This window comes from Ohtaekwangia sp., assembly GCF_036568665.1.
In the GTDB taxonomy this organism is placed as follows: domain Bacteria; phylum Bacteroidota; class Bacteroidia; order Cytophagales; family Cyclobacteriaceae; genus Ohtaekwangia.
Window position 1 is genome coordinate 1 of the sequence record NZ_DATCSD010000232.1, and the last position, 15629, is coordinate 15629.

Genomic DNA, 15629 nt, shown 5'->3' on the forward strand with positions numbered 1-15629 from the left:
GTTGTGACCTCTGTGGCGAAAGGTAATTTGAAACAAAAGTTATCCATCAACGCATTGGGAGAGTTAGCGCAGTTAACAGATACGATCAATGAAATGATTGATACATTGGCCGTGTTTGCCGACCAGGTAACAACCGTGGCACGCGAGGTAGGTGTGGAAGGACGACTCGGTGGTCAGGCAAGTGTACCGGGTGCATCGGGTACATGGAAAGATTTAACAGAGAACGTAAACCAGCTCGCAGCGAATCTTACTACACAGGTGCGCTCTATATCAGAAGTGGCCTCGGCCGTAACAAAAGGTGACTTGACGCGAACTATACGCGTGGATGCGAAAGGTGAATTGGAAGCGTTGAAAGATACGATCAACCAGATGATCACCAACCTGCGCGAAACAACACAACGTAACCAGGATCAGGACTGGCTCAAATCGAACCTCGCGAAGTTTACCCAGATGTTGCAGGGACAACGCGATCTTGATACGGTATCAAAACGTATTCTCTCCGAATTAGCGCAGGTGGTAAATGCACACTTCGGTGCCTTCTATATATTGAAGCAGGATGAAGAAACAGCCAACGTAAAACTGAAACTCTTCTCGGCTTATGCCTATAAAGAAGATAAAAATATACCGACTGAATTTGCTATAGGCGAAGGCCTTGTTGGACAGTGCGCATTCGAGAAAGAAAGAATATTACTTACCAATGTACCGCAGGGGTATATCAAGATCAATTCAGGTTTAGGGAAAGCAAAACCTTCCAACCTTATCATTCTGCCGGTGTTGTTCGAGAACGATGTGAAAGCCGTAATAGAACTTGCCTCGCTCGAAGTATTCAACGAAACACACCTTGACTTCCTCGAACAGGTAACGGAAAGTATAGGTATAGTATTGAATACCATCGAAGCCAACACACGTACCGAAGAGCTGCTCACACAGTCACAATCGCTGGCGAGTGAGTTGAAGACCCAGCAGGGAGAATTGCGCAGAACGAATGATGAGTTGCAGGATAAAGCGCTGCTGCTGGTAAAACAAAAAGAAGAAGTAGAAGCCAAGAACAAGGAAGTAGAAGAAGCAAGACGCTCGCTGGAAGAAAAAGCCGAGCAGCTTACGCTTACCTCGAAGTATAAATCCGAGTTCCTTGCCAATATGTCGCACGAGTTGCGTACGCCACTCAACAGCTTGCTTATTCTCGCACAACAACTTTATGAAAATGCAGAAGGTAACCTGAATGAAAAGCAGATACGCTACGCAAAAACGATCCACTCGTGTGGTGACGACCTGATACAATTGATCAATGATATACTTGACCTCTCGAAGATCGAATCGGGATTTATATCCACCAATATATCTTCCGTACCGCTGGCCGAGATCGCGTCATTTGTAGAAACAACTTTCAAACCTATATCCGAAGCACGCAGCCTCAAGTTCCGTATCGAGATGGAGACATCACTCCCATCCGCTATGGAAACGGATATACAACGCCTCAACCAGATCTTGAAGAATCTCCTCTCCAACGCATTCAAATTTACCGAGAAAGGAGAAGTAAGTCTGAAGATATACGAAGCACCACACAACTGGAAACCGGGCAATCAGAACCTCGATCGTGCGAAGCGCGTAATAGCCTTCTCCATCAGCGATACCGGTATCGGTATACCACAGGAGAAACAGATGATTATCTTCGAAGCCTTCCAGCAGGCAGAAGGTTCAACCAGTCGCAAGTATGGAGGAACCGGATTAGGCTTGTCGATCAGTCGTGGTCTTGCCGAATTGTTAGGCGGTACTATCGAACTCGACAGTGCTCCCGGAAGAGGAAGTACATTTACCCTGTTCCTGCCCACCGACAGTTTATCCAGCATAGCACCACGCGAAACTTCGAAGAATATAAAAGTTATCGAGCAATTACAACTGACCGATAACAATGGCAACATCGACACACTGCTCAGCACCTTGCGTGTTACGAAAGAAGGTGTGGAACCGCGCGGTATGGAAATCGTCAATGAAATGATCAATGAAACCGGTGATGATCGCACGCACATTCAACCTTCTGATAAAGTAGTATTGATCGTGGAAGATGATTATCGCTTTGGAAAAATCATTATCGACAAAGCGCATGAAGCCGGACTAAAAGCTGTGGTTGCCACAAATTACCTCGAAGTGTTTGATTTTATTAACCGCTTCTCTCCTATAGCGATTACACTGGACGTAAAACTTCCGGATACAAGCGGATGGAAAGTGCTCGACCTGCTGCGCAGTGATCTGAACTATCGCCATATACCTATACATGTTATATCCGGTGAGGAAAACAAAACACTCGCACTCAAACGCGGTGCGCGCAGCTTCCTGCTGAAACCATTGAACAACACATCGCTCGATGAACTGATCACCGATATAGTATCCTACGATAAGCGAGAAGCCAAACGGATACTGGTAGTGGAAGATAACGAGATCGATTCATCGCAGATCGCAAAAATTATACAGGACAACAACCTGCTGGTTACCATCGCTACTACAGGAGCCGAAGCTGTTAACGTGATCAAGACCGAAGAGCCCGACTGTATTATACTTGACTATACATTGCCCGATATATCGGGTCCTGAACTGGTACATACCGTGAGTCAACTAAAGAAGAAGCTTACACCGGTAATTGTATACTCGGCACGCGACTTCAACAAAATTGAAATGAACCAGTTGAATCTCAACTCAAACAGCGTGATACCGAAGAGTGCGAACTCGATCGAGCAACTGCTCGAAGAAACCATCGCGCATTTGCACATCAACCATAAAGATCTGTCGCGCGAGAAAAGACGCATTGTCGAGAACATTCGCAGCAAAGAAGATATACTGAGCGGCAAAAATATACTGGTAGTAGATGATGACGTACGAAATCTCTTTGCACTCACCACAGTATTTGAACGCTATAACATTAACGTGATCACAGCAGAGAGTGGCAAAGATGCTATTCAGATACTGAATGAAAATCCGAAGATCGAAATGGTGCTGATGGATATTATGATGCCGGAAATGGATGGATATGAAACAACACAAAAGATCAGACGCGAACATAAGAACAGTTCTTTGCCTATTATAGCGGTAACAGCAAAGGCTATGAAAGGCGACCGACAAAAATGCATAGAAGCGGGTGCATCCGACTATATTACCAAACCGGTAAAGGTCGATCAGTTACTTTCGCTCATGCGCCTGTGGTTCTGCAAATGATCCTGTAAGTTGAACCAAATTTTTCTGCATGCAACCGAAGATTTTGCTAGTGGATGACCGTGAGGATAACCTGCTGTCGATAGAAACGATCCTGGAACCCAACGGTTATCATTTTGTAAAAGCCCGTTCGGGCAGAGAAGCATTGAAGATACTTCTCAATGAGTTTGACTTTGCCATGATCCTGATGGATGTAAAGATGCCGAACCTGAATGGTTTTGAAACGGCATCGCTCATCTATGAACGCGACAGGCTCAAACATATTCCTATCATTTTTATTACCGCGAATAATTTCGGTGATGAGAATATGTATAAAGGCTACCAGGCCGGTGCGGTAGACTATATATTTAAACCTATAAATCCGGATGTGCTGCGCGCGAAAGTAGCGGTGCTGGTAGATCTATACCAGAAAACACATACGCTGAAAATACAGGAGCAAAAACTTATCGCGATCAACAAAAGCCTGGAGAACGAAGTAAAGGAACGGATTGCTTCAGAAGAAAAAGTAAAGACACTGAACCAGGAGTTACTCATCAACATCGAGCGGCTGCAGTCGGTAAACAAAGAACTTGATCGCTTTGCGTTTATGGCCTCGCACGATCTGCAGGAACCTCTGCGCAAGATCAGGCTCTTTGCCAACAAACTCTTTATGAAGTATAAAGATACACTCGATGATGGCGGCAAAGCAGACTTCGAGCGTATTCAGAAATCAGCCGAGCACATGCAGGCGCTGATCCGCGATATACTCACGTTCTCCAAGATATCAGACGACACCGATGTATTTACTCCGACCGACATCAGCATGACGATCAAAGATATACTCGTAGAACTGGATGAAGAGATTAAAGTAAAAAAAGCACAGGTGTCGTTCGATAAACTTCCGCAGCTGCATGTTAACCCCGGGCTGATTCGTTTGTTATTTCACAACCTCATCAACAACGCGCTCAAGTATTGCAAAAAGGAAATAGCACCTGTCATAGACATTCGTGCTGACTTGCAATCCAACGGGCAACACACACACGATAAATATACCTATTGCCGTATACTGGTAAAAGATAACGGCCTCGGCTTCGACCAGAAATATGCAGAAGAAGTATTCGGCATGTTCAAGCGACTCCACACCGAGAGCAAACAGGAAGGCACCGGTATAGGACTGGCTCTCTGCAAAAAAATTGTAGAGCACCACAAAGGTCATATCTCAGTCCTTAGCAAAGCAGGCGAAGGCTCAACGTTTATTGTATCGCTGCCATTGGAAAGCACAGAAGCTCCTGTGTTGAGTGAAGCCTGAAAGCAGAAAGCAGTATGTATTTCATTTCGACATTCGATATTTGCTACCCGTTAATCGTTATTCGTGAGTATAGATTAGCGCAAGGGTCAAAATCTGTATCTATACTTCAACATTCCTTGATCGGTGTTCCTTGTTCAATATTCAAATTCCGTTATTCGTTAATAGTTAACCGTTAATCGTCAAAGGTCAGTAAGGTGTTTCCACCTTACTGACCTGAAAAAGGAAACAAGCTTTATCGGGAGAGGTATACACTTGAAAGAAGACTACTTTCCTTTCTCTGTGTGTCAGTTGGAAACAACCGACATCACTGCACCTACTTTAGCCTTTCAGCTTTTATCTATTTCAGCGAGTATTCCAAAATCTCTCCGTCACGGAGTCCGGGCAATACCAGGCGGTTTTTCTTTTTATCAAAGTATATATCGGCTGCATCGGTGTTCTTGTAAAGTTCAATATAGGTTCTGTCGCGGAGGTTTATTTTGAGCAATCGCGATTGAAGTGTTTTTATAGCTACCCAGTCCGATACGATCAATGTGTTGGCATCGATCATCTGTATACCATCAAATACACCCCGTGCATCGGTGAGTGTTTCATAGCGACAGGTATTGCCATCAAAGGTTATTATACCCAGCTCTCCCACCGGTTGCTCACTGCGATCAAGACCTGCAACGTAGAGGGTATTGGTTTTCGCGTAGTACACCAGTCCGTTGGGGCCGAGTATCTTTGGCAACGGCAGGGCTTCTATGCGATGTGGTTTTGACAGGGTAGCTTTAAATATCTTGCCTATATCCGTAGCGCTCACAAAAACAACCGAGTCGCCTTTAACAGCAATGTCATTGAGAAAAATAGACCCATGACCGTTGAAATCTATTTCATCCACTTTTATTCCCGTAGCGAGGTCAAGTCCCACCAACCGGTCGATGTCGGCTATATATAGTATATTCCCGATGATAGCCGTGCCTTTGGGAGCATTCAAAACTTCTTTATTGAAATGCGGATCGATCACTTTCCCTGCCAGATCGAGTTTGCATATAGCACCATCACCATCTTTGGCAGTCGGGGCAAGCGCTTTACCCACCATGGTGCTGTAAAAGAATTTTCCATCGCAGGCTATACTCTCCGGGTGATCGAGATTCTGTGTGATAACAACGGGCTGCGCAAACGCTGCTATACCCAGCAGCCACAGCATCATTACGATACAATAATTTTTCATGTGTGTTTTAATTTTTTCCAAAGGTAGCCGCGCTGCCAGGGAAGGGGTTAATACACAAAGCTCAAACTATTGCACTTTTGGCTCGCACCACGGAAGGTGTTATACCAAATTCATTTTTGAAAACGCGGATGAAGTAGGGTATATTATCAAAGCCACACACAGCTGCTATTTCTGATACTGATTGATTAGTATTGCGCAGCAGCATTTGCGCATGGGCCAGCCGTTGTGTGTTGATCCACTTCTTGGGAGATATACCATAGAGATTTTGAAAGTCGCGCTTGAACGAAGCCAGGCTCCTGCCCGATAGCTCCGCCAGTTCGCCAAGCGTAAGCGGCTGAAATAAATGTTGCCGTATTACATATTCCAGGCTTACCGGTTGGCGATACGCTATACCCTGGATCCACCGTGTAACCTGTTCGCCATGCCCGCCCGATATCAACAGCAGAAATAATTCTTTCAGCTTTAATTGAAGAATATCATTCAGGTGGACGAGCGACTGATCAAAGTAACTCAGGTATTGATCTTTAAAACTATCCAGCAACTTGTTGGTAGGTATAACCAGGTGCGTCAGTTGCACCGGATGTATATCTGCCGGTGCTGATAAATGTTCGAGTGAAAATTCTTTCAGGAACGCATCGGTGCAGAAGATGATCAGTGCTTCGTAGTTTACATCTTCCAGAAATTCAGACATCACATAGAGGCCGCGTTTCATAAAGAGTATCTTGCCCGGCTCTACGAGTGTGGAGAAATCATTGAAGTACAATTTCTTGTGTCCGTCCAATACAAAGATCAGCGAGTTCTCCTGGAGCAAAACCGTTTTGGTGTGCGCTGTAGTTTCATGTTTGTAGCGGGCAAACGCCACCTCTCCTGCTTTTAATACAGTTGTAGGAATGCTTTCCGATGAAAAGCGAATGATCATATCCGAAAATTACAGCTATTTTTATTTATGAAGAATAAAATGGATACACTGCACGTCTTGTTCTTTATATACCACCAAAATCTATAATCGACCATGGCCGCCAAGTCTAAAATTACTATAACGCACGTTTTTAAAACCATTGTTTGGCCGCGTAGAAAACTCCTCGGTGTTGGTTTGCTGCTCATCGTTATCAGTCGCGTATCGGGGCTTGCGTTGCCCTGGGCCAGTAAATACCTGGTAGATGAAGTGATCGCCAAGAAAAATATTTCTATGCTCTACAGCCTCCTCGGAGGAGTAATTATTTCCATCATCATCCAGGCAGTAACATCTTTTTTGCTTACCAAATTATTGAGTGTAGAAGCGCAGCATCTCATATCGGTGTTACGGGTACGCGTACAAAAACAAATTCTGCGGCTCCCGGTTCGTTTCTTCGATAACAATAAATCCGGGGCGCTGGTATCGCGCATCATGACGGATGTAGAAGGTGTACGCAACCTGGTGGGTACTGGTCTGGTACAGTTAGTAGGTGGTTTGTTAAGCGCTGTTATCTGCCTTGTATTACTGATCCGTATCAGTCCGCTGATGACACTCTATGTACTAGTACCTGTTGCTGTCTTCGGATTTATATCACTCAAAGCTTTCAACAAGATACGCCCTATTTTTCGTGAGCGTGGTAAACTCAACGCAGAGGTTACCGGCCGGTTAACGGAAACACTCAATGGCGTTCGTGTTATCAAAGGCTTTAATGCCGAACCACAGGAGATCAAATCCTTTGAAGCCGGGGTGGAGAAACTTTTCCTCAATGTAAAACAAAGTCTTACCACCACAAGTCTGGTTACCAGTTCAGCTACTTTTCTGCTAGGCTTGGCCAGTGTTGGTATTATGGGTATAGGCGGCTACCTGAACATACAGGGCAGCATGAGCCCCGGAGACTTTCTTTCGTTTACCCTATATCTCGGGTTTATGATCGCTCCTATCGTGCAGATGAGTAACATCGGCAGCCAGTTAACCGAAGCTTTCGCGGGTCTCGACCGCACCGAAGAGATCATGAACATGGAACCGGAAGATGACGGCTCTACGCGTGTAAAAACCATTAGCTATATAAAAGGAGATATTGCTTTCAACAATGTTTCGTTCTCGTACGAAGAAGGAAAAACCATTCTGAAGAACATCAGCTTTACGGCCCCCAGCGGTAGCGTTACAGCACTGGTGGGAACCTCCGGTTCGGGTAAAACAACCATTGCCGGTCTCGCGGCTACATTTCTCAATCCGGATAATGGGTTGATCACAGTAGATGGAATTGATCTCGGCACCGTTTCACTAAGCAGTTATCGAAGTCAGTTAGGGGTTGTGTTGCAGGATGATTTTCTCTTTGAAGGGACGATCCGCGAAAATATACTCTTCCCTCGCCCGAACGCTACGGCCGAAGAACTCGATCGCGCAGTCCATGCAGCGCACGTTCACGAATTTACCGATCGCTTTGAGCAAGGACTGGATACGGTGATCGGTGAACGCGGTGTAAAACTTTCCGGTGGACAGCGACAACGCATTGCTATAGCACGCGCTATCCTGGCCGATCCGCGCATACTTATACTCGATGAAGCGACTTCCAACTTAGATACTGAATCAGAGTCTTATATACAGGACAGCTTGCGGCACCTCATGAAAGGACGCACTACGTTTGTGATTGCGCACCGTTTGAGCACCATTCGCCAGGCCGATCAGATCCTCGTTATCGAAGGCGGACAGATTGCCGAACGCGGCAGTCACGAGGAGTTGATCGCCAGGAAAGGAAGATACTTCGATCTATATACTTACCAGGCACGCATCTAAATTTACCCTTGCACAACGGTAGCGCTGTACGCTTGTTCAATCGACAGGTACAATGTTACCGTTGTTTTTTGTTACAGGCTCCTTCGTTAATAGTTAACCGTCATCGTTATTCGTTCAAGGATGTTCTCTTCTTACTTAAAAGGATCGTTTTCCTTTTCCCATGTGTCAGTTGGGAACAACTGACACCACTGTAATGCTTTCGGACTTTCCGTCTTCCAGATTTTATGCTTCATCATTCGTTGATCGATGTTCCTTGTTCGATGTTCAAGGTTCCAGGTTTAAGGTTCGGGGTTAGTTTAGGCTGATCACGATCTTGCCGAAGAAGTTATTGCCTTCCATGTAGCGATAGGCTTCGGGGGTTGCATCGAAGGGAAAGATGCGATCGATCACGGGTTTGAGCGATGTGAGTTCAATCGCGCGGGCAAAGGCCTCAAAGCTTTCGCGACTGCCTACAGAAATGCCTCGCAGCGTGGCATTGTTCGGAACGGTGTCATATATATTGAAGGGCACCACGGCTCCCGAGAGATTTCCTACGAGTCCTACAAATCCATCGGCCTTCACAGCGTATACCGACTTCGTAAGACTGTCAGTTCCTACTACATCGAGTATAGCATCTACACCTTTTCCGTTCGTTAACCGAAGCGCTTCCTTATGCCATGCAGGAGTATCTTTATAGTTGATCACCTCATCAGCACCCAATGCTTTTAATCGCGCGAGTTTATCGGCAGTACTGGAGAGAGCGATCACCTTTACACCCATCGCCTTGGCTATTTGCAGTGCGAAGATCGATACACCACCGGTGCCTTGTGTAAGAATGGTTTGCCCCGGTTTGAGATTCGCATAATCGATCAGGCCCGTCCATGCTGTGAGCCCGGCAATCGGCAAGGTAGATGCTTCCGCAGAAGAAAGATTAGCGGGTGTAGCGATCAGGGCTTCCTCCGAAACAGAAATATACTCGCTCAACACACCGGGCTTCTCCAGTCCGGTGCGACTTTGAAATATAGGTATACTTTTGCTTCCGGTGATCCACTCCTGAATGAAGTGTGTTGTAACACGATCGCCTTTCTTCCAGCGCGTTACAGCAGTGCCTATACTTTCTACAACGCCTGCGGCATCCGAACAAGGTATATACGGAAAGGTAAGTTTCGGATTATACTGTCCTTTGATCATCATCAGATCGAGGTAGTTAAACGATGCTGCCGCTATTTTTACCAGCACATCGTGCGCACCGGGCTGCGGCTTTTCGGTGTTTACAAGTTTCAGGTTATCGAGACCGAAGTTGCTCAATTGAATCGTCTTCATAAAAATTGTGTTTATGTATCATGCAGACAAACTAACGGGGTGGGTAGGCGTGTTTCAAGTATGCACTTTTTGGTATCCTGCACACCAAAAGGATACTATTAATGAGAATCAGGATGAAATAATTTTTACTGTATGCAAAAGAAAAAAGCAATGGTTCCTCAATGTTCAGTTGACTATGGCTTTCAACGCATTGGTGGCAAACACAAGGGGCGCATTATCTGGCACCTGAGCTATGGCATTCAACGCTATGGCCAGCTGCGCAAAGCGGTTACGGGTATCACTCCTAAAATGCTGACGCAGACTTTACGGGAACTGGAAGATGATGGACTGATTGTTCGCCATGAGTATATCGAACTTCCACCCCGTGTTGAATATGAACTGACGGACAGCGGACGCGAACTGTTGCCGTTCATTAAACTGCTCAGCGACTGGGCAGCCAAAGAAATGGAGCGCCTTCACATTCCGGCAATGGAAGTAGAAAAACATGAACCCTGTATTGCTATAGGAGCGCGGGTTAAACCGCAGGTTACACCGGCACTGCAGGCATAGCAGCAGGTACCTGCCCTGAAATTACCATCGTTACTAGTACACTTTATGCAGCACTGTGAGCGGTAATTTTTATGCGATATGCGGTTGTTATACCGTGTTACGGTGCTATAGAATAACCGTAGGAGACTATACAAACTGCTTGCTATAGGGGGGCTATATACGAGGTATATCGATTACCTTCTGGCGATGATCGCTTGTCATCCGGCTACACGATGTGATACACTGAACGATATATTTGAATAAAATCTATATATTCGTTTACAAGTAAAAAGAATATTAATTAACTTTTCGGTAAGTAATAAAAACATTTCACCGCTATGGCAAAAAAAGCAAAGAAAACTTCTAAGAAAGCTGCGAAAAAGGCAGCTAAAAAAGTTGCCAAGAAGGCAGCGAAGGCGGCTAAGAAAGCCCCTAAAAAAGCAGCAAAGTCGGCTAAGAAATCTGCAAAGAAAGTAGTTAAGGCCGCTAAAAAAGCCGTTAAGAAAACTGCTAAAAAAGCTGCTCCTAAAAAGGCTGCTAAAAAATCTTTTGCCAGCAAAGTAGCCACCAAGGCAAAAGCTATCAGGAAAACTGTAGCGAAGAAAGCTACCGATCTTTCGAAAGCTGCTGTTGAAAAAGCTGCTGAGATTAAAGAAGCAGTAGTAGAAAAGGCAACAACGGTTGCTAACGCTATCGAAGAAAAAGCAGCAGAGGTAAAAGAAGCCGTAGAAAACAAAGTGGAAGACACACAGAAAAATCTTTTCAGCGGCAACTGATCTTAACCTTTACGATCAGAAGAGCGATGGTAACTGAATACTATCGCTTTTTGTTTTTATAGAAAGGAGTATCCTGAGGTTCTTCTCATTCATCACAACCAGACCTGCCATGAATGTAAATCCGATTGTACTGTCCATTCCGATCTTCTTTATCCTGATCGGTATAGAGCTGCTCGTTGAGCGATTCACCCATAAAAAATTATATACCCTGCCCGATACCATTGCCAACCTGAGCTGCGGCATTACCCAGCAATTATCCGGTTTGTTCCTGAAGATATTTGCTATTGGAGCCTATCAATTCCTTTTCGAGCATTTTGCATTTCTTACACTCGAACGCACTTGGCTCTATTGGCTCGTGCTGTTTCTGCTGGTAGACCTGGCCTATTACTGGGCACATCGTATGAGTCATGAAGTAAACCTCTTCTGGGGTGGTCATGTGGTGCATCACCAAAGCGAAGAGTATAATTTATCGGTGGCGCTGCGGCAAAGTTCGTTGCAGGTTGTCTGGACATTCGCCTTCAGTTTACCCATAGCGTTCTTCGGTTTTCGTACGCTTGATTTTGCTTTGATCTCTGCACTGAATACACTCTACCAGTTCTGGATCCACACCGAAACGATCGGCAAGATGGGCTGGTTTGAGTATATCTTTAATACACCTTCGCATCATCGTGTACATCATGGCAGAGACCCGAAGTATATAGATAAGAATCACGCGGGCTCGCTTATTATCTGGGACCGTATGTTTGGTACTTTCCAGGCGGAAGAAGAGAAACCAACCTATGGCATTACCAAACCGATAAACAGTTGGAATGCCGCATACGCCAACGTGAGCCACTATGCTGAAATGGGCAACGACCTGAAACGCATACCACGCTGGAGCGACCGCCTCCGCTATCTCTTTAAAAAACCCGGATGGTTGCCCGAATACCTGGGTGGCTACCGGCCGGCTCCTGCTGTTGACAAAGCCACGTACCGGAAATACGAAACAACGGCCGGGCTATCGCTCAACCTGTATGTGCTCTTTCAATATATACTCTGCCTGACGGGTACTGCCCTGTTTCTGTTCAGCCAGAAAAATCCGGACGGCACCGATCGGTTCACTACAACAGAAAATCTCTTCATTACTATACTCATCTCGGTTGTGGTTGTAAATTGCGGAGTGTTGTTCGAAGGAAAGACGTGGGTACGGTGGGCCGAATGGCTGCGCATCATCCTCTACCCTGCTCTCCTGGTGGCAGCTACATATCTGCTGAACTGGCCCGCCTGGCTATATGGTGCAGGCGCTGTATATTTTGTTGTTTCAGCAGGATGGTTTTATACCCTTCAAAAACATGAAAAAATCCAATTGGTATAGTAGTATTATCCTGCTAAGTATAGCTATATGCATGTCGTGTGGCAAGCCGTTGCCTGAACTAAAAGACATTGACCGCAGTGCCTGGCAGGCCGACAAGAATGGATGCTCCGGCACCCGGGCAGCGTCTATGGATATACTGCTCAATCAGAAATCAAATTTCCTCGGGCTCAGCGAAATGGAGATCGTAGAAGTATTCGGCAAGCCCGACCGAAACGAACTATATAAGCGCAATCAGAAATTCTATTACTATTACCTGCAGGCTTCTCCGCAGTGCACCACGCCAACCGACAATGCAAAACGCCTCGCTATACGCTTTAATGCAATGGGGCTGGCAAAGGAGATTGGCGTAGAGTAAATCTCCGGCTCAAAGTTTATTGTTCAAGGTTCCCTGTTAAAGGTTCAGGGGTTAACGTTCTTCGTTGAAGAGTATATATTTCGGTGATATACCCCGAGCTACAATATTCTCGGGGAATGAGAGGTGTTGCTGGTTCCCTTTTTTCTTAACAGAAGAATCGTCTGTATAAAAGATTCTGCCGTCACTATCAGAGGTCCGATGATCGGCAATAGTATGGTTATTATCAATCGGATAATCCGATCCTCCAGGGAGAGTCGCTTCGCAGAGATAACAATCAAAATACTGTTTATAAAAACAATTAAGTATACCGCGATTGCAGCTTTGATTTGGTATTCGGTACTAAACATAGTTTCTCAAAAATAGCATTGTATAGCAACGGAACCATATATTTTAAATATTTTGTATTCGTACTTGATTAGATACAACCAAAAGTATACATCGCGATAAATATATAGTCCCTGTAAATACGTTATCGATAAAAATAAAAATGTTACAGCTTTAATTTTTGATAACTTTTGATAATTAAGTCTATCGATATTCTGATATCCTAAAATCATTCAATCATAGGTATATATCCATAAGTATATATCACACCATAATATCTTTAGCAAATTTGTTGCAGGTAATTGTTTTGACGCTGTACTTTTAGGCGTTAACTATACTTAAACCGTTGTGAGAAATTTTATACTCCTGGTATACCTGGTATTTGCCGTGTATACACTAGCTGCACAAAGTTCGTCTACATTAATGGGAGCCCGTGCTGAAGGGCTGGGATATACTTCGGCATGTCTGACTGATGAATGGTCGTTGTTCAATAATATCGGAGGTCTGTCCGCTGTAAAAAATGCAACGGCCGCATTTACGTATCAGGCTCGTCCGGGTATCACTGCGTTTAATAGTATGGCAGCTGTGATGGCTGTTCCTCTCTCCTACGGTGTTGCCGGTGCCGGTATATTTCGTTTTGGCGATAATCTGTATAATGAACAGATTCTTACAGCCGGCTATAGCAGCACGTTTGGCCTGGCATCGCTGGGTATAAAAGCAAACTATATTCAGTATAATGCAGAAGGTTATGGCCGTAAAGGTATAGCAAGCCTCAGTGCAGGTGGAATTGCAAAACTTACTCCTGTCTTTTCAATCGGGGCGCACATCATCAACATTAACCAGCCGAAGTTAACGGATGACGGTGAACGGCTTCCTACTACTTTAATCGCTGGCATAGCGTTCACGCCTTCCGAAAAATTACTGATCACCACCGAAATTCAAAAAGACCTCGAATATAGCGCTGCAGTAAAAGCAGGTCTGGAATACCAACCGTATAAGAAAATCACTTTCCGCACAGGCGTGAATGTAAATCCCGGTGCCGGGTATATAGGTATTGGTTTCAAGCCCGGTAAATTTATACTGGACTATGCCTTTATGCACGCCACTGATCTGGGAGCGAGCCATCAGGCTACAGTATCATATCGACTGAACGGGAAGCGCGCATGAAATATATACTTACCGTTCTCCTGCTGTGGCCGTCATGGTATATATGGGCGCAGGAATATCCCCGACAGAATATCGATCTCCAGCGAATTGCGGATGACCTATATGGTATTCAGGATGCCGACCTGAACTACGAAGAGCTGTACGAAAATCTTGCCCAGCTTCTGGCACGACCACTCGATCTCAATCGCGCGACAGAAGAAGAACTGCGCTTTATCAAAATACTTTCAGAAGGGCAGATCAGGAGCTTACTCGATTATCGCACTACTGCGGGAAATCTGCTTTCAGTATATGAACTGCAAGCTATACCGGGTTTTGATGTTCCTTTTCTTTACAGGTTAATGCCTTTCGTAACGGTTAACGATCCGGCTACCCGTCTTCATGCTTCCATGCTCTCGCGTATACGGGAAGAATCGGATAATTATTTTATAGCGCGTTATGAGCGCGTGCTGCAACGTTCAGAAGGATATAAAGGAGAAACATTGGAAGATTCTAAATTCAAGGGATCGCCAGACAAGCTTAATGTACGCTTTCGCTGTAGTCGCCCGGGAGATTTTAGCTTTGGTTTTTCAGCCGAGAAAGATGCCGGTGAACAGATCGTCTGGAATCCAAACAACAAACAATTTGGATTTGACTATATATCGTTTCATGCACAGGTGCAAAATAAAGGACGACTAAAGAATCTCGTGATCGGAGATTTTCAAAGTCAGTTTGGCCAGGGATTAATGATCGGAGGTATATTTGGTATGGGCAAAGGTGGCGAAACCATAACGACAACCCGCAGAAGCAACATTGGCCATTTACCCTATACTTCTTTTGCGGAGGCCGGGAATCTTCGGGGCGTAGCAACAACGGTTATGCTTACTCGGAATATATATGCTTCTGTTTTTTACTCCAATGTAAAACGCGATGCTGCTATAGCCGGAGATGGCCTCGAAGATATTTCGATCATCACATCCTTACCCACTACCGGTCTTCATCGTAATCAAAAAGAACTGGCGCATCGTATGCAAAGCGGAGAGCAACGCGCTGCCGGAGTATTACAATACAAGAACAACAAACTGGATGCGGGCATCATGTATAGTCGCACGATGCTGGATCATCCTGTGCAGAAGAATGCCACGCACTATAATCAATTTGCCTTTCAGGGAAACACCAGCGAGCAGGCCGGTATATACCTGAACTACACCTGGCAGAATGTAACATTCTTCAGTGAAGCGGCCGAAACTCTTCAACATGGTCATGCTTATATAGCCGGTATATTGGGCAGCCTCACCAAACATCTTGATGTGGCCTTGCTACACAGAAATTATAGCAGGTCGTTTACCTCTTTTTACTCGAACGCTTTCGCGGAAAGCAGTACCACGCA

At 45.1% G+C, this 15629-nt stretch carries 11 protein-coding genes and 1 pseudogene; 9 read left to right on the forward strand and 3 right to left on the reverse strand.

All coding sequences use genetic code 11. The features are described 5' to 3' along the window. Together VIN08_RS12895 and VIN08_RS12900 are read left to right on the forward strand one after the other, a co-directional pair. Window positions 1-3210, forward strand: a 3210-nt coding sequence (locus VIN08_RS12895; protein ID WP_331965552.1) for a response regulator, incomplete at its 5' end; no start/stop codon positions are given. Between the two features lie 28 nt (window positions 3211-3238). Then, window positions 3239-4495, forward strand: a complete 1257-nt coding sequence (locus VIN08_RS12900; RefSeq protein WP_331965555.1) for a response regulator — start codon at window positions 3239-3241, stop codon at window positions 4493-4495. A 337-nt stretch (window positions 4496-4832) separates the two neighbouring features. On the opposite strand, the gene VIN08_RS12905 is transcribed toward VIN08_RS12900, so the two are convergent. Then, complete coding sequence (locus VIN08_RS12905) at window positions 4833-5705, reverse strand: hypothetical protein (protein ID WP_331965558.1); 873 nt, start codon at window positions 5703-5705, stop codon at window positions 4833-4835. Between the two features lie 61 nt (window positions 5706-5766). Further along, complete coding sequence (locus VIN08_RS12910; protein WP_331965560.1) at window positions 5767-6624, reverse strand: AraC family transcriptional regulator; 858 nt, start codon at window positions 6622-6624, stop codon at window positions 5767-5769. A gap of 93 nt (window positions 6625-6717) precedes the next feature. Between VIN08_RS12910 and VIN08_RS12915 the strand changes: the two genes are divergently transcribed. After that, the gene (locus tag VIN08_RS12915) at window positions 6718-8457 is read left to right on the forward strand and encodes an ABC transporter ATP-binding protein (protein WP_331965563.1); all 1740 of its coding nucleotides are present in this window, start codon (window positions 6718-6720) and stop codon (window positions 8455-8457) included. 291 nt (window positions 8458-8748) lie between these two features. Here the strand turns inward: VIN08_RS12915 and VIN08_RS12920 are convergent, their stop codons facing one another. Continuing rightward, window positions 8749-9759 carry an NAD(P)-dependent alcohol dehydrogenase gene (locus VIN08_RS12920; RefSeq protein ID WP_331965565.1) on the reverse strand — a complete coding sequence of 337 codons (1011 nt, stop codon included), beginning with the start codon at window positions 9757-9759 and terminating at the stop codon, window positions 8749-8751. 132 nt (window positions 9760-9891) lie between these two features. On the opposite strand from VIN08_RS12920, the gene VIN08_RS12925 reads away from it, so the two are divergent. From VIN08_RS12925 to VIN08_RS12950, 6 genes and pseudogenes are all read left to right on the forward strand, one after another. Further along, window positions 9892-10308, forward strand: a complete 417-nt coding sequence (locus VIN08_RS12925; RefSeq protein ID WP_331965567.1) for a helix-turn-helix domain-containing protein — start codon at window positions 9892-9894, stop codon at window positions 10306-10308. Window positions 10309-10625: 317 nt separating this feature from the next. Beyond that, entirely contained in the window at window positions 10626-11063 is a 438-nt protein-coding gene (locus VIN08_RS12930; protein WP_331965570.1) for a hypothetical protein, read from the forward strand. Window positions 11064-11172: 109 nt separating this feature from the next. Next, the gene (locus VIN08_RS12935; RefSeq protein WP_331965573.1) at window positions 11173-12417 is read left to right on the forward strand and encodes a sterol desaturase family protein; all 1245 of its coding nucleotides are present in this window, start codon (window positions 11173-11175) and stop codon (window positions 12415-12417) included. Beyond that, window positions 12395-12772, forward strand: a complete 378-nt coding sequence (locus VIN08_RS12940) for a hypothetical protein (protein WP_331965576.1) — start codon at window positions 12395-12397, stop codon at window positions 12770-12772. Before VIN08_RS12935 ends, VIN08_RS12940 begins: the two co-directional genes overlap by 23 nt. Before the next feature lie 672 nt (window positions 12773-13444). Continuing rightward, the gene (locus tag VIN08_RS12945) at window positions 13445-14263 is read left to right on the forward strand and encodes a hypothetical protein (RefSeq protein WP_331965578.1); all 819 of its coding nucleotides are present in this window, start codon (window positions 13445-13447) and stop codon (window positions 14261-14263) included. Continuing rightward, a pseudogene (locus VIN08_RS12950) lies at window positions 14260-15629 on the forward strand (helix-hairpin-helix domain-containing protein); the annotation flags it as partial. The gene VIN08_RS12945 and the pseudogene VIN08_RS12950, both read left to right, overlap by 4 nt.

Excerpts from the sequence above, each read along its gene's own strand:
- VIN08_RS12900 (WP_331965555.1), top strand. The coding sequence starts at position 3,239 with ATGCAACCGAAGATTTTGCTAGTGGATGACCGTGAGGATAACCTGCTG.
- VIN08_RS12905 (WP_331965558.1), bottom strand. The coding sequence starts at position 5,705 with ATGAAAAATTATTGTATCGTAATGATGCTGTGGCTGCTGGGTATAGCA.
- VIN08_RS12910 (WP_331965560.1), bottom strand. The coding sequence starts at position 6,624 with ATGATCATTCGCTTTTCATCGGAAAGCATTCCTACAACTGTATTAAAA.
- VIN08_RS12915 (WP_331965563.1), top strand. The coding sequence starts at position 6,718 with ATGGCCGCCAAGTCTAAAATTACTATAACGCACGTTTTTAAAACCATT.
- VIN08_RS12920 (WP_331965565.1), bottom strand. The coding sequence starts at position 9,759 with ATGAAGACGATTCAATTGAGCAACTTCGGTCTCGATAACCTGAAACTT.
- VIN08_RS12925 (WP_331965567.1), top strand. The coding sequence starts at position 9,892 with ATGCAAAAGAAAAAAGCAATGGTTCCTCAATGTTCAGTTGACTATGGC.
- VIN08_RS12930 (WP_331965570.1), top strand. The coding sequence starts at position 10,626 with ATGGCAAAAAAAGCAAAGAAAACTTCTAAGAAAGCTGCGAAAAAGGCA.
- VIN08_RS12935 (WP_331965573.1), top strand. The coding sequence starts at position 11,173 with ATGAATGTAAATCCGATTGTACTGTCCATTCCGATCTTCTTTATCCTG.
- VIN08_RS12940 (WP_331965576.1), top strand. The coding sequence starts at position 12,395 with ATGAAAAAATCCAATTGGTATAGTAGTATTATCCTGCTAAGTATAGCT.